Below are 25727 nucleotides of genomic sequence, written 5' to 3'. Positions count from 1 at the left end.
GTTGCGATAGTTTTTGGTGATAAAGTCGCGGCGGATCGCGAAGGATCCGCCCCGGGACTAGCCGCGTGCCGCCTGGCGCGGGCGGCGGTGACGGATCACGCGCTCGCGCAGGGTGTCCCAGACCCAGTTAAACGCCATGGTGTAGGGCAGGAAGAAGAGCATGAAGCCGATCTCCAGCATAAACGCCTGCAGCAGCGATACCCCCAGCACGATAGCCACCATGGTGACGCCGATGCTAACAAAGCCGGTCTCGAAGCCGATCGCGTGCAGCGCCCGCACTTTCAGCCGACGGGGGACGCGGGAGACCGGCCACAGGCGATCGAAAGCCGCGTTATAAATAATGTTCCATACCATCGCCAGGGTGGCGAGCAGAATGCTCAGCCCGCCCATCTCCACCACCGAACGCTGCATCAGCCAGGCGGCGGTGGGGGCGAGGATCAGCGTCGCCAGTCCTTCGAAGGTGATGGCGTGGATAACGCGTTCGGTGAGCGTCTTGCGCTGATGCGGGGTCTGTTGCATGGCGAGCTACCTCCAGTTTTAGCCTGAACAGGAAATTACCCGGCAGTTTATGGAAAAATATGATAAACAAAAGATAGAAACCATCGATAAAGTAGATATATCATGCGTTATTCACCGGAAGCGTTAACCGCCTTTGTCGAGGCCGTTGACAGCGGGTCGTTCTCCGCCGCCGCCCGTCGCCTGCGGAAAAGCCAATCGACGATCAGTACCGCTATCGCCAACCTGGAGGCTGACCTCGGGGTGACCCTCTTCGATCGGGCAACGCGGCAGCCGACGCTGACGCCGCAGGGGGAGCAGGTGCTGAGCTATGTCAAAGCGATCCTCGCCGCCAGCGAGCGGCTGGATGAGCTGGCGGTGTCGCTGTCCGGCGAGACGGAGCCGCGACTGACCTTTGTGCTCTCGGACACCCTGCACCCGGACGTGCTGGAAGATCTGCTGGTGCAGTTTGACCGCCGCTTCCCTCATACCGAGTTTGAGTGTTTGATTGGCGAAGATGAGGACGTGATCGATCTCCTGCAAAAATCCCGCGCCCAGGTGGGATTGATTGAGGCGAGAGAGCGCTACCCGACCGATATCGGCAGCACCCGCCTGCCGCTGCAGACGGCGATGGGCATTTACGTGGCGCCTGACCATCCGCTGGCGGCGCAGGGCAAGGTTGTCTGGGATGAGCTGCGCAGCTGGCGCGAGCTGCGTTTGAGCACCTTTCTGGCCAGCGCCACGGAGCCTGCCGCCGGGCAGGTCTGGTCGGCGCCAAACTACCTGCTGCTGCTCAGCATGGCGGTGCAGGGCTTCGGCTGGTGCATTCTGCCCTGCGCCCTGGTGGCGGAGTTTGCGCCGCAGGGCGGGCTGGTGGCGCTCGATATCCCCGGCTGGCCGCGGGCGATTTCGGTGGATCTGCTGTGGAATAAGAAAGCGCCGCCCGGGGCGGCGGGCAGCTGGCTGCGTCAGCATCTGCAGCGGCGTGAACGTTAACGAATGGCTAATTCTTTGTGATTGGCCTCACTTTTTTTAAACAATTACAAAGTTTTTTGATAACAATTATCTAGTATATCGCTGTTTCTTTGCGCAAAAGCACGGGCAGGGGTAGAGGATGAAGGATGTCGTGATCGTCGGGGCGCTGCGAACGCCGATTGGCTGCTTTCAGGGCGCGCTATCGCGCCATTCAGCCGTTGAGCTGGGTAGCGTGGTGGTGAAGGCGCTGGTGGAGAAGACGGGAATCGATCCGCAGAGCGTGGATGAGGTGATCCTCGGCCAGGTGCTGACCGCGGGAACCGGGCAAAACCCGGCCCGTCAGTCCGCTATTCGCGGCGGGTTGCCCAACACTGTATCGGCTATCACCATTAACGACGTCTGCGGTTCCGGTCTGAAAGCCCTGCACCTCGCCACCCAGGCCATCCAGTGCGGGGAGGCGGACGTGGTGATCGCCGGCGGCCAGGAGAACATGAGCCGCGCTCCGCATGTCCTCACCGACAGCCGCACCGGCGCCCAACTGGGCAACAGCCAGCTGATTGACAGTCTGGTCCATGACGGCCTGTGGGACGCCTTCAACGATTACCATATGGGCGTCACGGCGGAAAACCTCGCCCGGGAATACGGCATCAGCCGCGAACTGCAGGACGCCTGGGCGCTCAGCTCGCAGCATAAGGCGCGCAAGGCGATTGATTCCGGACGCTTTCGCGATGAGATTGTCCCGGTCGTTACCGAGCATAACGGCGCGCCGCGCACCGTGGATACCGATGAACAACCGCGGGTGGATGCCAGCGCGGAAGGGTTGGCCAGCCTGCAGCCTGCCTTCGATCGTCTCGGATCGGTGACCGCCGGCAACGCTTCCAGCATCAATGACGGCGCGGCGGCGGTGATGATGATGAGCGAGGCGAAAGCCGAGGAGCTGGGGCTGCCGATCCTCGCGCGGATCCGCGCCTTCGCCAGCGTCGGCGTCGATCCGGCGCTGATGGGCATCGCCCCGGTGCACGCCACCCGCCGCTGTCTGGAACGGGCCGGCTGGCGGCTGGACGACGTCGATCTGATCGAAGCCAATGAGGCCTTTGCCGCTCAGGCTATCTCCGTTGGCCGGGTACTGGAGTGGGATGAGCGACGGGTCAACGTCAACGGCGGCGCGATCGCCCTCGGCCACCCGATCGGCGCCTCCGGCTGCCGGATTCTGGTGTCGCTGGTGCATGAAATGATCAAGCGCGATGCGCGTAAAGGGCTGGCGACGCTGTGCATTGGCGGCGGTCAGGGCGTGGCGCTGGCGGTAGAGCGCGCGTAGCGCTGAATGTCGATTTCCATGGCCTCCTGCGGGAGGCCTTTTTTATGCGCCGCGCTTTGCCGACCCCCTCTTTTTTGCCGTCTTTCCCTTCTCCCCATCGTCAATTTATTGAGCTCCGTCACGTCTTGTTGTGCCACCTTTTTTGAAACAAATAACTACGATCCTGGTCACTAAAACTGAGGTGCTTAAAAAATAAAATAACGTTTCATAAAAACGAAATGACATTTTATTTATTATAAGGGGTACCCTATGTTAAAACGATCTCTGGTTCTGGCCGCCCTCTGCGGTATGTCTTTTGCGGCAACTGCGGTCACGATAGATTTACGTCATGAATTTATTGATGGCGGCAAGAGCGATAAAAGCAATGCCGACCGCGTCTCGGTATCCCACCGCTTCGCCAACGGGCTAGGCTTTACCGTGGAGGCCAAATGGCGTTCAGGCGGCGACAACGGTTCGCAACCCTATTCGGACGTGGTGGGCAACGGCCATGAAGACACCATCAGCTGGCGCTGGAAAGCGACGTCGAACCTTTTCCTCACCCCCGGGTTTACCATAGAGAGCAACGACAGCCGCTCCATTTACAAGCCGCATCTGCACGTACAGTACAGTTTCGACAATGGCTTCTATGTCGCCGCTCGCTATCGCTATGAGTACACCCGCTATCCGAACGATGCCGGTAAAGATGATGACAAGGTGAATCGCGGCGACGCGTGGGCCGGGTTTGCCCTCGGCGACTGGCGCACCGAGCTGAACTATGTCTATGCCCGCAGTTCGGAAGGGGTGAACCGCAACGACAACAAACCCTACTCACAGGAATATAACGTGAAGGTAGCCTATAAGCTGGATAACAACTGGTCGCCGTATGGTGAAATCGGCAACGTCGGCGTGAATGACCGCAGCGATCGCCAGACCCGTTTCCGCGTCGGGGTGGCCTACTCGTTCTGATTTCCGCCAGACCCTCATCGTCTCTCTTCCCCGGCGCCGTCAGCCGGGGTTTTTTATGCGCCAAAGCGAGGGAACAAAAAAAGCCCTCCGCGAAGGAGGGCAAGGCCAGTTACAGAAAAACGTTCGCCGGGCTCAGGCGCTCAGCATCGGCGGATGGTCAGGTAATTTCGCGATATAGATGGCCGGCTTGCCGTCTTTATCGGAGCTGAACAGAATGGCGCTGTCATCCGGCGTAAACGAGGGGTGCGGGTGAGTCACCTGGCGGCTGTTGGCTACCGTCGCCCACGAGGTATCATGGCGCGCGACGCGGAAGTAGCGCTTCTCCGCCACGTTAAAGACGTAGAGATAAGGATCGTTATCAATGGAGTAGCCGCCGGTATCTTTGACATCGACCGGCGTGCCCGATCCATCGCCCACCAGCAGCGTGCCGTCGAAATTGCTCATCAGATGCGAGCAGGCGGGCATCGTCATCAGGGCCTCGTTGACGCCGCTTTCCGGATCAAAGCGATAGATCGTCCGCCCCTGCTGGCCTTTCAGATAGGAGACGTAGATCAGCGCTGAACCGTCCGGTACCCAGAATTCATGGGTGCAGCTTTCGCCCGGGGCATGCGCTTTGACTTTACGCACGTTGCTGCCATCTTCATTGACCAGCCACATGCGGGCGTCAACCAGATCGTGCGGCCCTTCATGGCAGAAGGCGACGGTATGGTCGTCGAAGGGACGATAGATCGGATGTCCCAGCCAGATTTTTTCCTCATGGATCACCTGGCTCTCTCCGCTGCGCAGGTCGACGCGCAGCAGGCGGCAGTGCGGTCCTTTGTGGAAAAAGTCATGAAAAATCTGCCAGTCGTTGAGCGGCGTCCAGTCGCTTTTCGCAATCTCAATGCCTACCAGTTTGCTGCAATCGCTGTTCGCCACCCAGGTGCCATAGCCGACCCACTCCTCGCTGACGCGGTAAACTTCACGCTCGGCGAGGGTGGTGAGGTTCACCTCCAGCAGGGTACGGTCATTTTTCACGTAATAGAGCGACTTATCGTCCGGGGAGAGGAAGCCGCCGAAGGTGTTATCCCCGGCGCCTTCCGTCAGCTGGACGGCTTCGGCGCTGGCGATATTCAGCAGATAGTAGTTCCAGTGGCCGTCAAACTCGCCGGCGAACAGTAAATGGCTGCCATCGTTAAAAAAGCACTTCTGATAGAAGTAGTTGCGATGACAGGTGACCTCCGGGGGGGTTAAGCGGGTGACTTCCGCCCCGGTATCCGGATCGCGGCTGACGTGATAGTTCAGTTTGACCCGCATGCCTTTAGCCATGTAGTGCTCCTTTCTTTCCTGCGATGCCGCTGGACCAGAGGCGTGTCGCTGAGTGATGTGTTTTAAAAGATGGGTGTTAATTTATCAAAACAACGTTTCATTATTTGTGATGTCTCACGCAGTTCAGCGCAATTCCCGCATCTTCCACGGCCTGCTGGCCCCACTTCGACCGTCTCTCCAGACAACCGGTTGAATCATCATCCTTTTAAAACCGCTTCCTGTCCGGCGCGGGTTGCCGCATCCGTTCGCTTTTTCTTTTTTTGTAATCGACGTCATAAAAAATGAAACGACGTTTTAAATATCATTGAAAATGACAGGGCGCGGGGCTAAGATGGCACCCATTAGTAAAACGGAACTCTGTTTTATTTTTATGATGGGCTATGCCCGTGAGTTCGCCCTACGCTCAGTCGCGCCGCCGGCGCGAGCCGGGCCGAGAGAACCTTGCCTGCATACTGCAGGCTCTGAACGACTAAGGAACACATTATGATTCTTGATGCATTCTCCCTGCAGGGAAAAGTGGCCGTCGTGAGCGGATGCGATACCGGTTTAGGTCAGGGGATGGCCCTCGGGCTGGCGGAAGCGGGCTGCGATATTGTCGGTATCAATATTGTCGAGCCGGTGGAAACCATCGAGCGGGTGACGGCGCTGGGACGCCGCTTTCTCAGCCTGACCGCCGACCTGCGCCAGATCGACGGTATCCCCCAGCTGCTGGAGCGGGCGGTGGCGGAGTTTGGCCATATTGATATTCTGGTCAACAATGCCGGCCTCATCCGCCGCGAGGACGCGCTGGCGTTCAGCGAAAAGGACTGGGACGACGTCATGAACCTCAACATCAAGAGCGTATTTTTCATGTCCCAGGCGGCGGCGAAGCACTTTATCGCCCAGGGCAGCGGCGGGAAGATCATTAACATCGCCTCGATGCTGTCGTTCCAGGGCGGGATCCGTGTGCCGTCGTATACCGCGTCCAAAAGCGCGGTGATGGGCGTCACCCGCCTGCTGGCCAACGAGTGGGCTAAACACCATATCAATGTCAACGCCATCGCCCCGGGGTATATGGCGACCAATAACACCCAGCAGCTGCGCGCTGACGAGCAGCGCAGTAGCGAAATCCTCGACCGCATTCCCGCCGGGCGCTGGGGCCTGCCGTCCGACCTGATGGGGCCGGTGGTCTTCCTCGCTTCCCCAGCCTCCGATTACATCAATGGCTACACGGTGGCGGTGGACGGCGGCTGGCTGGCGCGCTAACCGTCGGCGACGGCCGGCGCGACACTCATCGCCCCGGCCGTCTGAGCAATTATTGTCCATACCGTAAAATGAGGATCGTCCATATTCCAGAGTGCAGAATGAATGTTACCGCCCTGTATGGACAGGGTTATTAACTATGCGAAACGAATTTTTTGTTACTTTGAAAGTTTAATGTCCATCACAAAACCCATCTTGCCAGCAAAATAGTCCATATCTTTGGCGTATCCAGCCTGACAAACTCCTCCGCCAGTCACGTACTTTCGTCCTATGTCTTTCTCTGTGTGGCAGGAATAAAAATGACTTCAATCAGTAACGACTCTGCATTAACGCCGCGGGCGCAACGTGACACCCGGCGGATGAACTGGTTTGTTTCTATCGCCGCGGCGGTGGCGGGGTTGCTCTTTGGCCTGGATATCGGCGTGATATCCGGGGCGCTGCCCTTTATAACCGACCACTTCACCTTATCCAGCCAGCTTCAGGAGTGGGTGGTCAGCAGCATGATGCTGGGGGCGGCGATAGGCGCGCTGTTTAACGGCTGGCTGTCGTTCCGCCTTGGCCGCAAATACAGCCTGATGGCGGGGGCCGTGCTTTTTGTCGCCGGCTCTATCGGCTCCGCTTTTGCCGCCAGCGTGGAAGTGCTGCTGGTGGCCCGCGTGGTGTTGGGGGTGGCCGTTGGGATCGCCTCTTATACCGCGCCGCTGTACCTCTCCGAAATGGCCAGCGAGAACGTGCGCGGAAAAATGATCAGTATGTATCAGCTGATGGTGACCCTCGGCATTGTGCTGGCGTTTCTTTCCGATACCGCCTTTAGCTACAGCGGTAACTGGCGCGCCATGCTGGGCGTGCTGGCGCTGCCGGCGGTGATCCTGATCGTTCTGGTCGTCTTTCTGCCGAACAGCCCTCGCTGGCTGGCGGAGAAAGGGCGCCATATCGAAGCGGAAGAGGTGCTGCGGATGCTGCGCGATACCTCGGAGAAGGCGCGCGATGAGCTTAACGAGATCCGCGAAAGCCTGAAGCTGAAGCAGGGCGGTTGGGCGTTGTTCAAGGTCAATCGTAACGTGCGCCGGGCGGTGTTCCTTGGCATGCTGCTGCAGGCGATGCAGCAGTTCACCGGCATGAACATCATCATGTACTACGCCCCGCGTATTTTCAAAATGGCGGGCTTTACCACTACCGAACAGCAGATGATCGCCACCCTGGTGGTGGGCCTGACCTTTATGTTTGCCACCTTTATCGCGGTGTTCACGGTGGATAAAGCGGGCCGCAAGCCGGCGCTGAAAATCGGTTTCAGCGTGATGGCGCTGGGTACCCTGGTGCTCGGCTACTGCCTGATGCAGTTCGACAATGGCACCGCCTCCAGCGGCCTCTCCTGGCTTTCCGTCGGCATGACCATGATGTGTATTGCCGGGTATGCGATGAGCGCGGCGCCGGTGGTGTGGATCCTCTGCTCCGAGATCCAGCCGCTGAAATGCCGCGACTTCGGCATCACCTGCTCCACCACCACCAACTGGGTGTCGAACATGATCATCGGCGCCACCTTCCTGACGCTGCTTGACGCGATCGGCGCCGCCGGGACCTTCTGGCTCTACACGGTGCTCAACGTGGCCTTTATCGGCGTCACCTTCTGGCTGATCCCGGAGACCAAAAATGTCACCCTCGAGCACATTGAGCGCAACCTGATGGCGGGCGAGAAGCTGCGCAACATCGGTAACCGTTAATGTGAGGCGCGCGGCAGCCACGGGCTGGCGACCTTGCGCGTCTCCCGATGGTTGTCGCCGTGAATGATATGCAGGGCGCTCAGGCGCCCGATGTCGTAGTGCGGCAGCTGCACCGTGGAGAGGGGCGGCAGAAACAGATCGCCAATGCCCACCATATTGTCGTATCCCACCACCGCCACGTCCTGTGGAATGCGTAACCCCTGGCCCAGCAGCGTCTGATAGACCATAAAGGCGATGCGATCGTTGCCGCAAATCACCGAGTCAAAGCCGGGTTTACCCTCGCGGATATGCGCCATCACCACCCCCGGAATATCGTGGTAATGCTCATCGCCCTGGGCCATATACGAGTGGGTCAGGCTGTCCGGTTCGATGCCCGCCTCCCGGCAGGCGCGCTCCAGCCCCTGACGGCGGCGGATTGTCGCCAGCTGGCTGGCGGGTAAGTGCAGGCACAGCGGACGACGATAGCCCGCGGCAAGCAGGGCTTTTACCGCGTCGTACTGACCCTGTTCATCGTCCGGGATATAGCTGGCCACCGGCTGGCTGAGGCTTTCGCAGTTGGCCAGCACGCAGGGCAGGGTCAGCAGTTTGTCCGGCAGCGGCACCTGGCGCAGGCCCATGGTGGTAAAGATAATGCCGTCCGGACGGTGGGAGAGGAGCAGGTCGACCACCGCTTCAGGTCGATCGTCGGAAAACATGTTGACCACAAAGCTGTTCCAGCCGTGGGCGCGGGCGGTCTCTTCGATCGAGAGGGTGATCTCCACCGAAAAGGGGGTGGTGACGGTATCCAGCGCCAGCACGCCGATGGTGCTGGGGGTGGCCCGCGCCCCGCGGATCTTTTTCGCCGACAGGTCGGGGACATAGTTGGTTTCGGCGATGGCGGCCTGCACGCGGGCCAGCGTCTCCGGCTTGAGCCGCTCCGGGGTGTTCAGCGCCCGAGAGACGGTCATCAGAGATACATTCGCCAGTTTTGCTACATCTTTCAGGGACGCCATTTTTTCCTCCGCCATAGCTGCAGAGTACAGGCTATACAACTAAGTCGCTGATGTAAAAGCGTGAAACGATTTTATGCTAGCCTCGTCCTCCACGCTGCCGCGGTTAATATTTGATCGCGATCGCATCTTCATTATGTTAACGTTAACTTTTGTGATTAACATCATGTATCGCAGCGAATCCCCCTGCGCTTTGTTTTTTGTTAACGTTACCATAATTGCATTCCTCTAACACGAGAATGTCATGATGAAAGCGCATCACTCACACAGCTACCCGTTGCTCAGTGCCTTACTGTTTTTCTTTTTCGTGACCTGGTCGTCATCCGGCTCCTTGCTCTCCATCTGGCTGCACCAGGAGGTCGGGCTGAAGGCCGGCGATACCGGTATCATCTACGCCGTTCTGTCGGTTTCCGCGCTGTTTGCGCAAGTTTGCTATGGCTTTATCCAGGATAAGCTGGGGCTGCGCAAACATCTGCTCTGGTATATCACCGCGCTGCTGATCCTCTCCGGTCCGGCGTATCTGCTGTTCGGCCATCTGCTGAAAATTAACGTCCTGCTGGGCAGCATCTTCGGCGGGATCTACATCGGCTTGACCTTTAACGGCGGCATTGGCGTGCTGGAATCCTATACCGAGCGCGTGGCGCGCCAGAGCCAGTTTGAATTCGGCAGGGCGCGGATGTGGGGCTCGCTGGGCTGGGCGGTGGCCACCTTCTTCGCCGGTCTGCTGTTTAACATCAATCCGCAGCTTAACTTCCTCGTCGCCAGCTGTTCCGGACTGGTGTTTTTTATCCTGCTGGCGCGGCTGCGCGTCTCCTCGGCGCCGCATGCGATGCAGGAGGCGGTTTCGGGCGGCAAGGTGACCCTGGAAGATGCGTTGCGCCTGCTGACGCTGCCGCGCTTCTGGGCGCTGGTCTTCTTCGTCATCGGCACCTGCATCTACGGCGTCTATGACCAGCAGTTCCCGGTCTATTTCTCATCGCAGTTCGCGACCCTGCAGGAAGGCAATGAGATGTATGGCTACCTCAACTCCTTCCAGGTGTTCCTCGAGGCGGCCGGCATGTTCTGCGCGCCGTGGCTGGTGAACCGCATCGGCGCCAAAAATGGTCTGATTTTCGCCGGCATGGTGATGGCGATGCGCATGGTGGCCTCCGGCCTGGTGGAGGGGCCGCTGCTGATCTCCATCACTAAACTGCTGCACGCGGTGGAGCTGCCGATACTGCTGGTGGCTATCTTTAAGTACAACAGCATCAACTTCGATAAACGCCTCTCCTCCACCCTCTATCTGGTGGGCTTCGCCTGCACCAGCTCGATTATCGCCAGCGTTTTGTCGCCGCTGGCGGGCTACAGCTATGAAAAATATGGCTTCGCTCAGTCCTATCTGATCATGGGCCTGCTGGTGTTCTGCACCACCTTTATTTCCATCTTCTTGTTGCGCTCCGGCAAATCCTCCGCCGATCCGCTGGTGTCGCAACCTACCGCTGTCTGAATCAAAAAGAGTGAAAATGATGACTTACACAATCTCCAGGGCTGAACAGGTACTCCAGACACAACGCCAGGCGCTCAATCTGCGCTGGTATCCGCACTATCACCTGGCGGCCCGCGCCGGGTGGATCAACGACCCAAACGGTCTGGTGTGGTTCGACGGCTGGTACCATGCCTTTTATCAACATCACCCGTACTCCACTCAGTGGGGGCCGATGCACTGGGGGCACGCGCGGAGTAAGGATCTGGTGCACTGGGAGCATCTGCCGGTGGCCCTGGCGCCGGAGGGGCCGGAGGATAAAGACGGCTGCTTCTCCGGCTCGGCGGTGGTCGATGGCGATACCCTGGCGCTGATTTACACCGGGCATAAATTCCACGGCGATCCGGGCGACGAAGCCAATCTGTATCAGGTTCAGTGTCTGGCCACCAGCCGGGACGGGATCCACTTCGAGCGCCAGGGGATGGTGGTCGACACCCCGCCGGGCATGCACCACTTCCGCGACCCGAAGGTCTGGCGGGAAGGAGACAGCTGGTACATGATCGTCGGCGCGCGCGAAGGCGATACCGGCCAGGTGCGGCTGTACCGCTCAGCCGATCTGCGCCAGTGGCAGGATGTGGGGGTACTGGATGAAGCGGAAAGCGCCATGGGCTATATGTGGGAGTGCCCGGACTTCTTCACCCTCAACGGCAAACGCGTTCTGATGTTTTCCCCGCAGGGGATGCAGGCCGAGGGGTTCCGCAACCGCAACCTGTTCCAGAGCGGCTATCTGATCGGCGAGTGGCAGCCGGGGCAGCGATTCGTCCGCCACGGCGAGTTCAGAGAGATGGATCACGGCCACGATTTCTATGCGCCGCAAAGCTTCGCCACCCCCGATGGCCGGCGGATCGTGATTGGCTGGCTGGATATGTGGGAATCACCGCTGCCGGAACAGCAGGACGGCTGGGCGGGCATGCTCTCCCTGCCGCGCGAGCTGAGCCTGAGCGCGGATAACCGCCTGCAGATGCGCCCGGCGAAAGAAGTGGAGAGTCTGCGCGGCGCCTGGTTCCCGTGGCCGGTGAGCACCCTGAACAATCAGCAGACCACGATGGTCGACAACTGCGAGGCGATGGAGGTGAACCTGCGCTGGAACTGCGCCCGCAGCAGCGCCGAGCAGTATGGTCTGCGCTTTGGCGATGGCCTGCGCCTCTACGTGGATGCCCAGCAGCAGCGTCTGGTGCTGGAGCGGCATTATCCGCAGCATGGCCTGTGCGGGACGCGCAGCGTGCCGTTGACCGCCGGGGCGGATCTCAATCTGCGGATATTTTTCGATAGCTCTTCGGTGGAGGTGTTTGTCAATGACGGCGAAGCCTGCCTGAGCAGCCGTATCTATCCGCAGGCTCCCCGCCGTGAATTAGCGTTATTTGCCTGGAGCGGCTCAGCGGCATTAACTGAAGCCGGAGCCTGGCAGCTCGAATAATAATAAGGCTGTTGTCGTTAATAACCCGTCTTTGACGATGGGCGGGTTATTATTGCCTGCATCGTCGTGCATTACCCATTAATAACAAATTGAGTTCATTTCATAATAAAAGGGTTTACCGATGAATAAAATCTGGGTCGGGTGTTTTCTCACGTCTCTCTCTCTGCCACAGGCGATGGCGCAGGCGCCGTTATCGCTGGAGGATCGGCTGGCGCAAATGGAGCAGCGGCTGAAGGCGACGGAGGCGCGCGCCGCCAGCGCAGAGGCGGAGATTAAGACGCTGAAAGGCCAGCAGCAGGCCACGACGGTCGCCCGCGCGGCGCCGGCTACGCCGCGCCTGCAGCTAAACGACAATGGCGAATTAAAATTTTATGGCGATGTCGAATTTAATCTTGATGGCGCCAGCCGCACCGGCAGCCTGACGTCGGTCAAAACCAGCGCGAATAAAAGCTGGGCGCCCGGTGATAAAGAGCGTTGGGATATTAATGGCCGTATTCTGCTGGGTTTCGATGGCAGACGTAATGGCGCCGACGGGAAATATGCCGGATTCAGCGTGCAGCCCCTGGCGGATATGGATGGCAAAATGAATCTCGATGATGCGGTATTTTTCTTTGGTCAGCAGGATGACTGGAAAATAAAAATAGGCCGCTTTGAAGCCTGGGATATGTTCCCCCTGAATCAGGATACCTTTATTGAATATTCAGGAAATACCGCCAACGACCTCTATTCCGACGGCTATGGCTATATTTACATGATGAAAGAGGGGCGCGGGCGCAGCAGCAGCGGCGGCAACCTCCTGTTCAGCAAAACGGTGGATAACTGGTATTTCGAGGTTAACACCCTGGTGGAGGATGGCAGTTCGCTGTTTGTCGATCAGAACTATCACGGTAATGCGCTGGAAAACCGCAAAAACGTGGTGTACGTGCGGCCGGTGGCGGTGTGGCAGTCCGGCGCGTGGTCGGCGGCGGCGGCGATAGAGAGCAACCTCGTCAACAACGCCTACGGCTATCAGAACCAGGGCGGGCGCTGGGTCGACCAGTCAAACCGTACCGGCTACGGGATGACCATGAGCTGGAACACCCTGAAAAGCGATCCGCAGGACGGGGCGGTGGTCAATCTGAGTACCGCCCTGCTGGACGCGGCGGACGAAACCGACTTCAGCGCCGGGATCAACGCCCTGTGGCATCGCGTGGAGCTGGGCTATATCTACGCGCATAACAAAATCGACCAGTTCAACATGGCCGGGGTGAGCAGCGAGTGCGATGACGACTGCGCAATCCTCGCGCCGGGGCGCTATGACATCCACACCGTGCATACTTCCTGGCAGTTCCCGAATATTATGGCGATGCCGAACTTCAATATTTACCTTGGCGCCTACGCCTCGTGGCTCGATTCCACGGCAGCGAAGAGTGGGAATCCCGATGAACGCTACGGCGCCCGGGTGCGCTTTAAATATTTCTTCTGACAGGATACTCAGGCAGGCTCTCCCGCGGCGGACGCCGCGGGAGGTTTCCGACGGGCAGGTTAGCGCATCGCGCGGCGCAGAATGCGGTCGGTCTGGCGCTGGAAGTCCTCGGCCGCTTCTTCCACCGACTTTTTACCGTAGTCGATGTACTGCAGGGTAGTGCCGAACTGGGCGACGATCTGCGGGTCGTCGAAGTACGGCGAGACCGGCAGAGTGGTGGGCAGGGATTGCGCCAGCTTCAGACCGGACACCGCCGGATCGTCGGCTTTGATGATCCCGTCTTCGGTCAGGTAGGTGACCGCCGCTTTACTCAGCGGCACGCCGCGCTCCAGTCCGAGAATATCCACCCCTTCTTTACTGTTCAGCAGGAAGTTAATCACTTTCGCCGCCGCCTGCGGGTTTTTCGTCGATTTGCCAATCGACAGCATTTGCGCAGGCTTGAAGAACAGTCCGGCATCGGTGGCTCCGGGGAGCATCGGGTATTCCCCCAGCACCAGCTTCGCCGGCGGCTTCAGGTTGTCGGAATATTTGTTGATGGTGGAGTTCCACATGTAGGTCCCGCCCCATTCACCCTGGATCCACGGCTTCATCTCGTACATGTTGCTCTTGCCGAAGGAGGCATAGTAGCGGGTGTCCGGCATGACATGGCTGTCGATAAGCTTCTTATACATGCCGAAGAAGTCCGCCCACTGCGCTTTGCTGTAGGAGAATTTGCGTCCTTTCTCATCGATGGCCGGCTGGTTGTATTTTTGCACCATGTAAGAGTTGAGCAGGGCCAGCACGTCCTGGTGCTCAAGCACCACCGGGTAGTACTGTTTCCCGAGTTTGCTTTCGAAAGTTTTCCCCGCCGCCAGCAGTTCGTCCCAGGTTTTCGGGAAGGGGATGCCCGCCTTTTTCCACGCTTCGTCGTTAAAGTAGAAGACCCGGGCGGTGACCGACACCGGGATGCCGTTGAGCTTGCCATTGACCGTGGTGGACTGCAGCTCTTTGGCGTCGAACTGGCTGAGATCGATCTCGTCTTTCAGAGTGTTGAGATCGTAAAAACCCTCGCCATTTTTCGAAAAAATCGGCAGCCAGTTCCAGTTGGTCTGCATCACGTCAGGCTCGGTGCCGCCGGCTATCTGGGTGGTCAGGCGCGAAAGATGGCCGTCCCAGCCGGTATATTCCGCTTTGACATTGATATCGGGATATTGCTGGTGAAAAGCCTCCAGCGCCTTGAGAGTCACCTGATGGCGGCCATTGCCCCCCCACCAGGACATACGCAGGTCGACATCCTGCGCCAGCGAGGAGAAGGCGCTAAGGCCCAGGGTGGCGGAGAGGGTGGCGCTTATCAGCACGTTTTTCATTGTTATGCTCCAGGGTTCACAGAGAGAGGTTCTGTTCGGTTTTGGCGTCAAAGATGTGACACTTGTTAAGATCAAAGGTGAAATAGACTTTTCGATTCAGTCCCTTAGCTATCATCGGCTTCGCATCGTCCGACGGCACGCGAGCGGTCAGCTCGTAGCCCGCGACCTGCAGATAGACAAAGAACTCATGGCCCATGTTTTCCACCCGCACCATCTCGCCCATGCAGCCGCCTTCGGCGAACGGCGCGTCGGAGAGCGACACGAATTCCGGGCGGACCCCGTAGAACACCTCCTGATGCTGATACGCGCCGACTTTCTCCGCCAGACGGTCGTTCAACGGCAGGCGCTGGTCGCCAAGGGTCAGGCACAGGCGGCCGTCGTGCTCAACCAGCTGGCTGGGGCGAATATTCATCTCCGGCGCGCCGATGAAGCCGGCGACAAACATATTTTTCGGCTGGTGGTAGAGGTTGTCAGGGGTATCGACCTGCATAATGTGGCCGAGCTTCATCACGCAGATGCGGTCGCCCATGGTCATCGCTTCCGTCTGATCGTGGGTAACGTAGACGGTGGTCGCCGGTTTACCGGATTTTTTCAACTGCTTATGCAGATCGGAAATGCGGATGCGCATCGAGGCGCGCAGCTTGGCGTCCAGGTTGGAGAGCGGTTCGTCGAACAGGAAGACGTCTGGTTTTTTGACGATCGCCCGGCCCACCGCCACGCGCTGCGCCTGGCCGCCGGAGAGCTGGCGCGGCAGACGTTCCAGCAGCTCCTCCAGTTCAAGAATTTTCGCCGCTTCCTCCACCTGCCGATCAATCTGCGCCTTGGGCAGCTTGCTCAGCTTCAGGCCGAAAGCGAGGTTTTCCCTTACCGTCATATGCGGATAGAGGGCGTAGTTCTGGAACACCATCGCGATACCACGGGATTTAGGCGCCAGGTTGTTGACGATCTTATCGCCGATCCGCACCTCGCCGCCGCTGATGGTCTCCAGACCCGCCAGCATGCGCAGGGTGGTCGATTTGGCGCAGCCGGAAGGGCCGACGATCACCATAAATTCGCCATCGGCAATCTTCAGGTCGATACCATGCACCGCTTTAAACCCGTTTGAGTAAACTTTTTCCAGTTTGTTGAAAATCACTTCAGCCATGATATTTCCCTCTTAACCTTTGATTCCGCTGCTGGTCACGCCCTGCACGAAGTAGCGTTGAGCCAGGAAGAAGACGATGATGGACGGCAGAATGGAGATGCTCGCCATTGCCAGAATTTCGTTCCACGGCGCGCCTTCCGTGACGTCGATAGACATTTTTAGCGCCAGCGCGATGGGATATTTATCGACGCTGTAGACGTAGATCAGCGGACCGATAAAATCGTTCATCGACCACATGAACTGGAACAGCGCCACCGAGATAATGGCCGGCTTGAGGATCGGCACTACCACATACCACAGCACCTGGATGGAGTTGCAGCCGTCGATCTGCGCCGCCTCTTCCATATCGCGCGGGACGCCGCGCAGAAACTGGATCAGCATGAAGACAAAGAATCCCTGGGTGGCGAAGGCCAGCGGCAGATACAGCGGCAGATAGCTGTTCAGCATCCCCATTTCACGGAACATCAGGTACTGCGGGATCAGCAGGACGGTGCTCGGCAGCAGCATGGTGGTGATGAGCGTCGCGAACCAGAACTTCTTCCACGGGATCTCAAAGCGTGCGAAGCCGTACGCCACAATGGTGGAGGAGATGATCGTTAACACGACCTTCGGGATCACATACTTAAAGGTGTTCAGCATATAGTGGCCGAAATGGTATTCGGTGCCGGTCTTCCAGCCGTTGATGAACCCGTCCCAGGTGGCGTGAGTCGGCCACAGCCCGAGGGTGGTGAAGATCTCATGGTTCGGCTTGAACGAGGCGGAGAACATCCACGCCAGCGGGTAGAGCATCAGCAGGCCGACGAACACCAGCACGACGTAGCGCACCACCCGGCTCACCTTTTCCCGGCGCAGCGTACGGGCGACCTCACGATCGGCGTCGCTTATCACCGGCGCCATCTGTTGAATATCAGCCATTTTTGCCTCCCTTATCGGCGGAATAGAAGACCCAGTATTTCGATGACTTAAAGGCTATCGACGCAAAGACCGCCACGACGAGGAACAGCACCCACGCCAGCGCGGCGCCATAACCCATGTCGAAGTACTTAAAGGCGGTATCGTAGATGTAGAGCGAGAACAGGTAGGTGTAATAGGTCGGGCCGCCGCCGGTTATCACGTACGGGCCGGTAAACTCCTGGAACGCCTGGGTGGTCTGCATAATAAAGTTGAAGAAAATCACCGGGGTGATCAGCGGCACGGTGACCTTCATAAACATCTGCCACTTCGAGGCGCCGTCGATCATCGCCGCCTCATACTGCGACTGCGGGACGTTCTGCAGCGCGGCGAGGAAGATGACCATCGCGGAACCAAACTGCCAGACGCGCAGCAGGGTGACCGACATCAGCGCCAGCGAGGGTTCCCCCAGCCAGTTGATGGCATCGATGCCAAAGACGGCGAGAAAACTGTTCAGCAGGCCGTCAATGGCGAACAGGGCGCGCCACAGCACGGCAATCGCCACCGAGCTGCCAAGGATCGACGGGATATAGTAGGCGGTGCGGAAAAAGCCGATACCGCGCAGTTTGAAATTGAGCACAAAGGCAATGCCGAGGGCGAAAGCCAGTTTTAAGGGGATGGTTAAAAAGACGTAGGCAAAGGTCACCCCCATCGATTTCCAGAACAGGCTATCCTCGGTCAACATATAGCGATAGTTTTCAATGCCGTTAAATACCGGCGGACTCATCAAGTCGTACTCAGTAAAACTGAGAAAGAAAGATGAAACAAAAGGAAAAGCGGTAAAGACAATCAGCCCGATGATATAGGGCGATATCCATGCCAATCCCAGCAGCTTGTTTTCATTCATACATACCTACCTGGCTTACGAGTTGTAATACGGATCCGGTGACGCGGCGCTGTCGGCCTTTGGCCGCGAACCACGCAAAAAAGTCTGAACGCTTCCTCTGGTTAACATATCCTTGTTAATGAATGGGTTAGGTTTTAACTGGCCCAGCGTGGAGGGGCCGTCAGGCTCTTTTTTTATGCTGATCTGTTTTTTATAAAACACCGTTTTAATTTCATTTTATTGCGATTTATTTCCGCGTCATGCAGATCTGGATGGAAATGTGATCAAAGTCGAAACGATGTTTCAAAAAGGTGAGATGGTAAGCATTTTAGGCGTTTGTGAGGGGCTGAAAAGTATGAAATATCAGCGTAAGCGAGGCGGGGAATATTATTATCAGGATAATGATTTTGCCGGTATATTTTATTCGAAGGTACAGGTAGATAACCGGGGGCGGCAAGCGCCCCCCGACAGGGATTAACCCTGGAGGAAATCTTCGCGGATGGGGGTAAAGGTATCGAGCAGCGTGCCGGGCTGCAGACAGACGCAGCCGTGCATGATCCCCGGCTGCTTGTACAGCGTATCGCCAGCGCTGACGACGCGCGTCTCCTCGCCGATGGTGAATTCGAACTCGCCGGAGAGCACGTAGGTGAGCTGTTCGTGAGGGTGGTTATGCATTGGGCCGACGGCGCCGGCGGCAAAATTCACCTCCACGGCCATCATTTTGCCGTCATGGGCCAGAATGCGGCGGGTTACGCCATTGCCAAGGTCTTCAAGGGTGGTGTCTTTATGGAAAATAAACATCTGCCGATCCTGTTGTTAAAATGAAACATTGTTTCACTTAAGTTATCTCACTCTTCATGAAAAAGAAATACGCGGCCAGAGAAGTGGAAAGTTGATCACAAGTTTGTTTCACTGGCAGAAACAACATAAGGAGCAAAAGATGAAAACCATTGGCCTGTTAGGCGGCATGAGCTGGGAGTCAACGATCCCTTACTATCGCCTGATTAATGAAGGCGTGAAGGCGCGACTGGGCGGGCTGCACTCCGCCAGACTGGTGTTGCATAGCGTCGATTTTCACGAGATTGAAGCCTGTCAGTCCACCGGCGACTGGGATCGCGCCGGCGCGATCCTTGCCGACGCCGCGGTTGGGCTGCAGCAGGCGGGCGCCGAGGGCATTGTCCTGTGCACTAACACCATGCACAAGGTGGCGGATGCCATCGCCGCCCGCTGCCAAGTTCCCTTTCTGCATATCGCCGACGCCACCGGAAGGGCGATTGCCGCCAAGGGCCAGCGGCGGGTCGCGCTGCTGGGCACCCGCTATACCATGGAGCAGACCTTTTACCGGGGTCGTCTGCAGGCGCAGTTTGCCATCGAGACGCTGATCCCCGAGGCCGACGATCGGGCGCGGATCAATCAGATCATTTTCGACGAACTCTGTCTCGGCACCTTCAGCGAGGCGTCGCGGGATTATTATCTGCAGGTGATTGCCGCCCTGGCGGAGCAGGGGGCGGAAGGGGTTATTTTCGGCTGCACGGAAATTGGCCTGCTGGTGCCTGCCGAGCTCAGCCCGCTGCCGGTCTTTGACACCGCGGCGATCCACGCTGAGGACGCGGTCAACTTTATGCTCTCTGCAGAACCGACGCCAGCGGCGTGAGGATCTGCGGCAGACTCTGCTGCAGGTGCGTCACGAAGGCGTCGACCAGCGCCGATCGCGGGCGATGGAGCGGGCGGATCAGGCTGACGGTAAACGGCACTTCGACGCTGAAGCGGCGCACCACCACGCCGCTATCGGCATAGTCCAGGGCGGTCAGCGGGTTAACCACCGAGATCCCGGCGCCGGCGCGCACCATGGCGCAGATCGAGGCCGCGCTGTGGGTTTCGACCACCATCCGCCGCTTGACCTGATGCTCAAGGAACAGGGCGTCGAGCAGCTGGCGATAGCTGTCGGTGCGCGACAGGCTGATGTAGTTCTCGCCCTGAAAATCGGCGGGGGTCAGCGTCGTCTGCGCCGCCAGCGGATGGCCGGCGGGCAGGACGCAGACTTCATTCAACGTCAGCAGCGGGGTGCGTTCAGTGCCCGCGGGGGTATGCAGGGTCTCCGTCAGGCCAAGGTCATGGCGCTGGGCGGAGAGCCACTCCTCCAGCAGCGGCGACTCCTGGGGGACGATCTGCAGGCTGACCTCCGGGTAGCGGGCGAGGAACGGCGGCAACAGCAGCGGCAGAAAGGACTGGGAAAAGACCGGCAGACAGGCTATCGACAGCTCGCCCTGGCGGAACTCGCGCAGGCTCTCGGCGGCGCTGACGATGCGGTCCAGGCCGTACCAGGAACGCTGAACCTCCTCAAACAGGCGCAGGCCCTGCACGGTTGGCTGCAGGCGACCGCGGGTCCGTTCAAACAGCCGCAGGCCGAGCACCTTCTCAAAGCGCGCCAGCTCGCGGCTGACGGTGGGCTGGGAGGTATGCAGCATCCGCGCGGCTTCGGTCAGGTTGCCGGTGGTCATCACCGCATGAAAGATTTCGATATGACGCAAATTGACGGCTGGCATGCGGTCTCCCTGAGGCTCGGCTGGAACTATATCATTTTTGCATAGAGTCGCGATAAAACGATATTTTTTATTCGTCCGGCGCTGTGGCGTAATCAGAAAAAACAGCGACCAACACACGCACTACACCGGAGTTCTTATGCCACACTCGCTTTACGCCACCGATACCGATCTGACCGCGGACAATCTGCTGCGCCTGCCGGCGGAATTTGGCTGCCCGGTCTGGGTCTATGATGCGCAGATTATTCGCCGCCAGATTGCCCAGCTCAGCCAGTTTGACGTGGTGCGTTTTGCGCAAAAAGCCTGCTCTAACATCCATATTCTGCGTCTGATGCGCGAGCAGGGGGTGAAGGTGGACTCGGTGTCGCTGGGGGAGATCGAGCGTGCGCTGGCGGCGGGCTACGATCCGCAGCAGAATCCAGAGGATATTGTCTTCACCGCCGATCTGATCGACGAGGCCACCCTCGATCGCGTCAAGGCGTTACAGATCCCGGTGAACGCCGGCTCGATTGACATGCTGAGCCAGCTGGGTGAAGTGTCGCCGGGCCATCGCGTCTGGCTGCGCGTCAACCCGGGCTTTGGCCACGGCCACAGCCAGAAAACCAATACCGGCGGTGAGAACAGCAAGCATGGCATCTGGTACAGCCACCTGCCGGCGGCGCTGGAAGTGATGCGTCGCTATCAGCTGCAGCTGGTGGGGATCCATATGCATATCGGCTCTGGCGTCGACTATGGTCACCTGGAGCAGGTGTGCGGCGCGATGGTGCGCCAGGTTGTCGACTTTGGTCAGGATCTGCAGGCCATCTCCGCCGGCGGCGGCCTGTCTATTCCTTACCGCGAGGGCGAAGAGGCCATCGACACCGCTCACTATTATGGCCTGTGGAACCGCGCCCGGGAGCAGATCGCCACCCATCTGGGTCACCCGGTGAAACTGGAAATTGAACCCGGACGCTTCCTGGTGGCCGAGTCCGGCGTGCTGGTGTCGCAGGTGCGCAGCGTGAAAGAGATGGGCAGCCGCCACTTTGTGCTGATTGACGCTGGCTTTAACGACCTGATGCGCCCGGCAATGTACGGCAGCTATCATCATATCACCGCTCTGGCGGCGGATGGCCGCGATCTCAGCGCCGCGCCGCAGGTGGAGACCGTGGTGGCCGGGCCGCTGTGCGAGTCCGGGGACGTCTTTACCCAGCAGGAAGGGGGGAAAGTCGAGACCCGTCTGCTGCCGGCGGTGGCCCCAGGGGATTATCTGGTGCTCCATGACACTGGCGCCTACGGGGCTTCGATGTCATCCAACTATAACAGCCGTCCGCTGCTGCCGGAGGTGCTGTTTGATGGCGGCAAGGCGCGGCTGATCCGCCGTCGCCAGACCATCCAGGAGCTGCTGGCCTTAGAGCTTATTTAAAAAAAGGTCCCGTCGTCACCGACTCACGCAACACCAGCGTGCCGGTGAACGGCGGGATCGTTTCGATCGGCTGCTGGTTAGCAAGCTTGATCGCCTGATCGATAGCCGTGGTGATCATGTTGTCGATCGGCAGATAGACCGTCGACAGCCCCGGCTCCAGCCATTTCGCGCTTGGCGCATCGTCGAAGCCAAACAGCGACACATCCTGCGGAATACGCAGCCCCGCCTGATGCAGCGCCTTAGACGCCCCCAGCGCCATATCATCGTTACAGGAAAACAGCGCGCTGAAGCGGGCTTTCTCGTCCAGCAGTTCCCGGCACAGCTCGTAGCCGCGGGTCATCGTCGAGTCCCCGTATTTCACCCGGCTCGGATCCCACTCAATACCATGTTTTATCAGCGCGTTGCGATAGCCCTGCAGGCGCGCCTGGCCGGTGGGGGTGTGCATCGGGACGGTGATGCAGGCGATATCGCGGTGCCCCTGGGTAATCAGATACTCCACGGCCTGGAAGGCAGCTTCCTGCTGTTCGAAGAACACGCAGCGTTCGCGGGCCTGCGCCACATCACGGTTAATCACCACCAGCGGCATGGCGATCGAGTTAATCAGCGACATGATCGCCTTCTCGCTCATATGCCGGGTATAGAGGATGATCGCATCGCACTGCCGGTCGGCGAGCATCTGCACCGCTTCCTCTTCGCGCTCCGGCGTATCATGGCCGTCGGTGACGATAAGCTGTTTTCCCCAGGCTTCGGTCTGGCGTGACGCCTGCTGCAGCAGACGGCCAAAGTAGAAGCCGTCAAAGGTGGATACGACCAGCCCGATACTGTTGCTGGTCTGATTGGCCAGCGAGCGGGCAAGGAAATTCGGCCGATAGCCCAGCTCTTCCATCGCTTTAAAGACCTGTTGGCGGGTGCTCTCTTTCACCTGACCTGTGCCGTTCAACACGCGGGAAACCGTCGCTTTCGAGACGCCTGCGCGAATTGAGACATCCAGCATTGTAGCCATTCATCGATTCCTGATTTCACGTGGTAAGGCGCAGTTTATCACAGACCGAAAAGGGACATATCGACGGGGCGGGGCGGAAAAACCATCGCGATCACGCTTTTAGCAGGAACTGACCAACCGGCGCTATCTGGTATGCCAATAGTTTTTATTATCGATATTTGGGATACCACGCAGCGGGTTGCGAGCGCTGTCACAGAACAATTTTTACCTGGCAACTATGTTTTGGTATGCCAAAAGTCTCTGGCTGTCCACCTGGCCGCAATAAGCCCTTTACTCTGAGGTACTCTTTTATGGCATTACAGGACAAACTGATCGACGCGCTGGGGCGTTTCGCGACGACATTCAACAGCTATCGCTACATTATGGCGATCAAATCGGCGTTTATTACCCTGATGCCGGTGATCATCGTCGGGGCCTTTTCGGTACTGATCTCCAATATGGTGCTGGATCCAAAGAATGGGCTCGCCAGCTTTTCCTCGCTCTCCTTTCTCGCCGCGCTGAAGCCGATCACCAGCGCGCTGAACTACGCCACGCTCAACTTCCTCAATATCGGCGCCGTGTTTCTGAGCGGCATTGAGCTGGGGCGGATCAACGGCATCAAAAGCCTGTTTCCCGGCCTGTTGGCGGTGATCTGTTTTATCTGCGTCACGCCGACCACGGTGGAGATGATGGTCGATGGCCAGATGCACGTGGTGAAAGATGTCCTGCTGCGTCAGTTCTCCGACACCCGCAGCCTGTTCCTCGGGATGTTCATCGCCATTCTGTCGGTCGAGATTTACTGCTGGCTGGAGGGGCGCAAGGGACTGAAGATCAAGATGCCGGATACCGTGCCGCCGAACGTCTCTGCCTCTTTTTCGGCGCTGATCCCGGCGATCATCACCACCACCGCGATCGCCACCTTGGGTTTTCTCTTCCACCAGCTGACGGGAATGTATCTCTACGATGCGGTCTACCAGGTGGTGCAGCAGCCGCTGGAGCGGGTGGTGCAGAGCCTGCCGGGGATCCTGCTGCTGATGTTCGTCGCCCAGCTGTTCTGGGTGATCGGCATTCACGGCAACCAGATGATCAAGCCGATCCGCGAGCCGCTGCTGCTGGGGGCGATCACCGTCAATATGAGCGCTTTTGAGCAGGGAAAAGAGGTACCGAACATCATCACCATGCCCTTCTGGGACGTCTACATGAGCATCGGCGGCTCGGGGCTGACCATCGGCCTGCTGATTGCGGTGATGATCGCCACCAGGCGCAAAGAGATGAAAGAGATCGCCAAGCTGTCGATAGGCCCGGGGCTGTTCAATATTAACGAGCCGGTGATCTTCGGGATGCCGATCATGCTCAACCCGATCCTCGCCATCCCGTTTATCATCACCCCGCTGGTGACCGGCAGCATCGGCTATTTCGCCACCCTGACCGGCTTCGCCGGCAAGGCGGTGGTGATGGTGCCCTGGACCACGCCGCCGCTGATCAATGCCTGGCTCTCCACCGCCGGCTCGATGGGGGCGGTGGTCACCCAGCTGATCTGCATCGTGGCCGCGGTGCTTATCTATCTGCCTTTCGTCAAAATCGCCTCCCGCCGTGCCGATGCCGCGCAGCGTCAGGCAGACAATCAACAGACCGCCAACCCTGTCTGAGGAGCCTATGACTACCGTACGGATGACTATTCCCGATGATTTTATCCTTGGCGCGGCGGCTTCCGCCTGGCAGACCGAGGGCTGGAGCGGGAAAAAACCGGGGCAGGACTCCTGGCCCGATCTCTGGTACAAAAACGACCGTCACGTCTGGCATAACGGCTATGGCCCGGCGGTGGCTACCGATTTTATCAACCGCTTTCAGGAAGATGTGCAGCTGATGAAGCTGGCCGGGCTGACCCACTACCGCACTTCGATCAACTGGTCGCGCTTTCTGACCGACTATGAAAACGTCACGGTGGATGAGGAGTATGCGGCCTATTACGACCAGCTGTTCGATGCGCTGCTGGCCAACGGCATCACGCCGATGATCTGCCTTGAGCATTACGAATTACCGGGCTATCTGCTGGAAAAGTATGGCGGCTGGGGGTCGAAAACGGTGGTCGAGCTGTTTGTGCGCTACGCGGAGCAGGTTTTTGCCCGCTACCACCCGAAGGTGACCCGCTGGTTTACCTTTAATGAGCCGATCGTGGTGCAGACCCGGGTCTATCTTGATGCCCTGCGCTGGCCCTATGAGCAGAACACCAGCACCTGGATGCAGTGGAACTACCATAAGGTGCTGGCGACCGCTTGCGTCGTGAAGCGATTTCGCGAGCTAGGCTATCCCGGGACCGTCGGCTGCATCCTCAATCCGGAGGTGACCTACCCGCGCTCACGCGCCCCGCATGACCTGCGCGCGGCGGAGATCTACGATCTGTTCTACAACCGTATGTTTCTCGACCCGCTGGTGCACGGGGTCTGGCCGCCGGCGCTTCTCGCGCTGCTTGAGCAGCATCAGGTGACGTGGGAGGCCAGCGCGGAGGATCTGGCGATTATCCGCGAGCACACCGTCGATGAGCTGGGGATTAACCTTTACTATCCGCACCGGGTCAAAGCCCCGTCGCGGGCCTGGCATCCGCATACCCCGTTCCATCCGGCCTGGTATTATGAGCCGTTTGAGCTGCCCGGCCGGCGGATGAACGCCTCCCGCGGCTGGGAAATCTACCCGCAAATCATCTTTGATATGGCGATGCGGATAAAAAATGACTATCGCAACATTCCCTGGTTCGTGGCGGAGAGCGGGATGGGGGTGGAAAACGAAGGCCAGTTCCGTAACCGCGAAGGCGCCATTGACGACAGCTATCGCATTCGTTTTATCAGCGAACATCTGTGGCAGACCCTGCGCGCCCGCGAGGCAGGGGCCAACTGCCAGGGCTATATGCTGTGGGCGTTTACCGACAACGTGTCGCCGATGAACGCCTTTAAAAACCGCTACGGGCTTATCGAAATCGACCTGCAAAACCATCGCGCCCGGCGACCCAAAGCCTCGGCGCACTGGTTTCGTCAGCTCGGCGAACGGCGTGAACTGGTGCTGGAGATCGATGATGAATACCGCTAGCCGGGGGCAATATTTGCTAAGATAGCGCCGTGTTTGACTCGCAGGCATGTAA

Annotated in this window: 24 protein-coding genes; 14 read left to right on the top strand and 10 right to left on the bottom strand. The window is 58.7% G+C overall.

All coding sequences use genetic code 11. The features are described from left to right. Positions 1-57: 57 nt before the first annotated feature. Positions 58-519, bottom strand: a complete 462-nt coding sequence (locus ACOI7D_RS12990) for a multidrug/biocide efflux PACE transporter (RefSeq protein WP_109546962.1) — start codon at positions 517-519, stop codon at positions 58-60. Between the two features lie 102 nt (positions 520-621). Between ACOI7D_RS12990 and ACOI7D_RS12985 the strand changes: the two genes are divergently transcribed. The 3 genes from ACOI7D_RS12985 to ompK26 all read left to right on the top strand — a co-directional run bounded on the left by ACOI7D_RS12985 (position 622) and on the right by ompK26 (position 3733). After that, on the top strand, positions 622-1491 hold the full coding sequence (locus tag ACOI7D_RS12985; RefSeq protein WP_032453992.1) for a LysR family transcriptional regulator: 870 nt from the start codon (positions 622-624) through the stop codon (positions 1489-1491). 118 nt (positions 1492-1609) lie between these two features. Beyond that, positions 1610-2788, top strand: coding sequence for an acetyl-CoA C-acetyltransferase (locus tag ACOI7D_RS12980; protein ID WP_023290922.1), 1179 nt, complete (start codon positions 1610-1612; stop codon positions 2786-2788). Between the two features lie 249 nt (positions 2789-3037). After that, a complete protein-coding gene (gene ompK26, locus ACOI7D_RS12975; protein WP_004205398.1) occupies positions 3038-3733 on the top strand; it encodes a KdgM family porin OmpK26 in 696 nt (231 codons plus the stop codon). 132 nt (positions 3734-3865) lie between these two features. Here the strand turns inward: ompK26 and ACOI7D_RS12970 are convergent, their stop codons facing one another. Beyond that, positions 3866-5041 carry an oligogalacturonate lyase family protein gene (locus tag ACOI7D_RS12970; RefSeq protein ID WP_032453989.1) on the bottom strand — a complete coding sequence of 392 codons (1176 nt, stop codon included), beginning with the start codon at positions 5039-5041 and terminating at the stop codon, positions 3866-3868. Between the two features lie 483 nt (positions 5042-5524). Here ACOI7D_RS12970 and kduD point away from each other — a divergent pair, with 483 nt between their 5' ends. After that, complete coding sequence (gene kduD, locus ACOI7D_RS12965; protein ID WP_023290920.1) at positions 5525-6286, top strand: 2-dehydro-3-deoxy-D-gluconate 5-dehydrogenase KduD; 762 nt, start codon at positions 5525-5527, stop codon at positions 6284-6286. 296 nt (positions 6287-6582) lie between these two features. Beyond that, positions 6583-8004 (top strand): sugar porter family MFS transporter, encoded by a 1422-nt coding sequence (locus ACOI7D_RS12960; protein ID WP_004205402.1) that lies wholly within the window; start codon positions 6583-6585, stop codon positions 8002-8004. Here the strand turns inward: ACOI7D_RS12960 and ACOI7D_RS12955 are convergent. After that, complete coding sequence (locus ACOI7D_RS12955) at positions 8001-8996, bottom strand: LacI family DNA-binding transcriptional regulator (protein WP_032453988.1); 996 nt, start codon at positions 8994-8996, stop codon at positions 8001-8003. The two genes, ACOI7D_RS12960 and ACOI7D_RS12955, sit on opposite strands and share 4 nt — an antisense overlap. Positions 8997-9090: 94 nt before the next feature. On the opposite strand from ACOI7D_RS12955, the gene ACOI7D_RS12950 reads away from it, so the two are divergent. The 4 genes from ACOI7D_RS12950 (at position 9091) to ACOI7D_RS12935 (ending at position 13397) form a co-directional block, all read left to right on the top strand. Next, entirely contained in the window at positions 9091-9225 is a 135-nt protein-coding gene (locus ACOI7D_RS12950; protein ID WP_032429210.1) for a hypothetical protein, read from the top strand. A gap of 12 nt (positions 9226-9237) precedes the next feature. Then, a complete protein-coding gene (locus ACOI7D_RS12945; protein WP_023290917.1) occupies positions 9238-10479 on the top strand; it encodes an MFS transporter in 1242 nt (413 codons plus the stop codon). Between the two features lie 19 nt (positions 10480-10498). Further along, the gene (locus ACOI7D_RS12940; RefSeq protein WP_032429209.1) at positions 10499-11932 is read left to right on the top strand and encodes a glycoside hydrolase family 32 protein; all 1434 of its coding nucleotides are present in this window, start codon (positions 10499-10501) and stop codon (positions 11930-11932) included. A 121-nt stretch (positions 11933-12053) separates the two neighbouring features. Next, a complete protein-coding gene (locus tag ACOI7D_RS12935; RefSeq protein ID WP_109546963.1) occupies positions 12054-13397 on the top strand; it encodes a carbohydrate porin in 1344 nt (447 codons plus the stop codon). A 59-nt stretch (positions 13398-13456) separates the two neighbouring features. Here ACOI7D_RS12935 and ACOI7D_RS12930 read toward each other — a convergent pair whose 3' ends face one another. Genes ACOI7D_RS12930 through ACOI7D_RS12915 form a run of 4 tightly spaced genes read right to left on the bottom strand, consistent with a single transcriptional unit; the run spans position 13457 to position 17685 of the window. Next, complete coding sequence (locus ACOI7D_RS12930; protein WP_032453986.1) at positions 13457-14743, bottom strand: ABC transporter substrate-binding protein; 1287 nt, start codon at positions 14741-14743, stop codon at positions 13457-13459. 16 nt (positions 14744-14759) lie between these two features. Next, positions 14760-15887, bottom strand: a complete 1128-nt coding sequence (locus ACOI7D_RS12925) for an ABC transporter ATP-binding protein (protein ID WP_017899248.1) — start codon at positions 15885-15887, stop codon at positions 14760-14762. Between the two features lie 12 nt (positions 15888-15899). Beyond that, entirely contained in the window at positions 15900-16802 is a 903-nt protein-coding gene (locus ACOI7D_RS12920) for a carbohydrate ABC transporter permease (protein ID WP_023290913.1), read from the bottom strand. Continuing rightward, the gene (locus ACOI7D_RS12915; protein WP_002915995.1) at positions 16795-17685 is read right to left on the bottom strand and encodes a carbohydrate ABC transporter permease; all 891 of its coding nucleotides are present in this window, start codon (positions 17683-17685) and stop codon (positions 16795-16797) included. The genes ACOI7D_RS12920 and ACOI7D_RS12915 overlap by 8 nt, the downstream gene beginning before the upstream one ends. A gap of 259 nt (positions 17686-17944) precedes the next feature. Between ACOI7D_RS12915 and ACOI7D_RS12910 the strand changes: the two genes are divergently transcribed. Then, positions 17945-18142: a hypothetical protein gene (locus ACOI7D_RS12910; RefSeq protein WP_109546964.1), complete on the top strand. Its 198-nt coding sequence runs from the start codon at positions 17945-17947 to the stop codon at positions 18140-18142. Here ACOI7D_RS12910 and ACOI7D_RS12905 read toward each other — a convergent pair. Then, complete coding sequence (locus ACOI7D_RS12905) at positions 18139-18465, bottom strand: cupin domain-containing protein (RefSeq protein ID WP_023290912.1); 327 nt, start codon at positions 18463-18465, stop codon at positions 18139-18141. The two genes, ACOI7D_RS12910 and ACOI7D_RS12905, sit on opposite strands and share 4 nt — an antisense overlap. Before the next feature lie 139 nt (positions 18466-18604). Between ACOI7D_RS12905 and ACOI7D_RS12900 the strand changes: the two genes are divergently transcribed. Next, entirely contained in the window at positions 18605-19318 is a 714-nt protein-coding gene (locus tag ACOI7D_RS12900) for an aspartate/glutamate racemase (RefSeq protein ID WP_023290911.1), read from the top strand. On the opposite strand, the gene ACOI7D_RS12895 is transcribed toward ACOI7D_RS12900, so the two are convergent. Continuing rightward, positions 19284-20210, bottom strand: a complete 927-nt coding sequence (locus tag ACOI7D_RS12895; RefSeq protein WP_023319085.1) for a LysR family transcriptional regulator — start codon at positions 20208-20210, stop codon at positions 19284-19286. The genes ACOI7D_RS12900 and ACOI7D_RS12895 overlap by 35 nt on opposite strands. A 136-nt stretch (positions 20211-20346) precedes the next feature. Here ACOI7D_RS12895 and lysA point away from each other — a divergent pair, with 136 nt between their 5' ends. Beyond that, positions 20347-21609, top strand: coding sequence for a diaminopimelate decarboxylase (gene lysA, locus ACOI7D_RS12890; protein WP_023290909.1), 1263 nt, complete (start codon positions 20347-20349; stop codon positions 21607-21609). Here the strand turns inward: lysA and ACOI7D_RS12885 are convergent. Continuing rightward, the gene (locus ACOI7D_RS12885; protein ID WP_004229436.1) at positions 21602-22603 is read right to left on the bottom strand and encodes a LacI family DNA-binding transcriptional regulator; all 1002 of its coding nucleotides are present in this window, start codon (positions 22601-22603) and stop codon (positions 21602-21604) included. The two genes, lysA and ACOI7D_RS12885, sit on opposite strands and share 8 nt — an antisense overlap. A gap of 299 nt (positions 22604-22902) precedes the next feature. On the opposite strand from ACOI7D_RS12885, the gene ACOI7D_RS12880 reads away from it, so the two are divergent. After that, a complete protein-coding gene (locus ACOI7D_RS12880) occupies positions 22903-24240 on the top strand; it encodes a PTS sugar transporter subunit IIC (protein WP_109546965.1) in 1338 nt (445 codons plus the stop codon). 7 nt (positions 24241-24247) lie between these two features. Further along, positions 24248-25675: a glycoside hydrolase family 1 protein gene (locus ACOI7D_RS12875; protein WP_109546966.1), complete on the top strand. Its 1428-nt coding sequence runs from the start codon at positions 24248-24250 to the stop codon at positions 25673-25675. Positions 25676-25727: the final 52 nt, after the last annotated feature.

Source organism: Klebsiella sp. C360 (genome assembly GCF_048822415.1).
Classification (GTDB): Bacteria; Pseudomonadota; Gammaproteobacteria; order Enterobacterales; family Enterobacteriaceae; genus Klebsiella; species Klebsiella quasipneumoniae.
The sequence above is the reverse complement of the archived record's forward strand: the minus strand, read 5'-3'. Positions and strand labels throughout refer to the sequence as shown.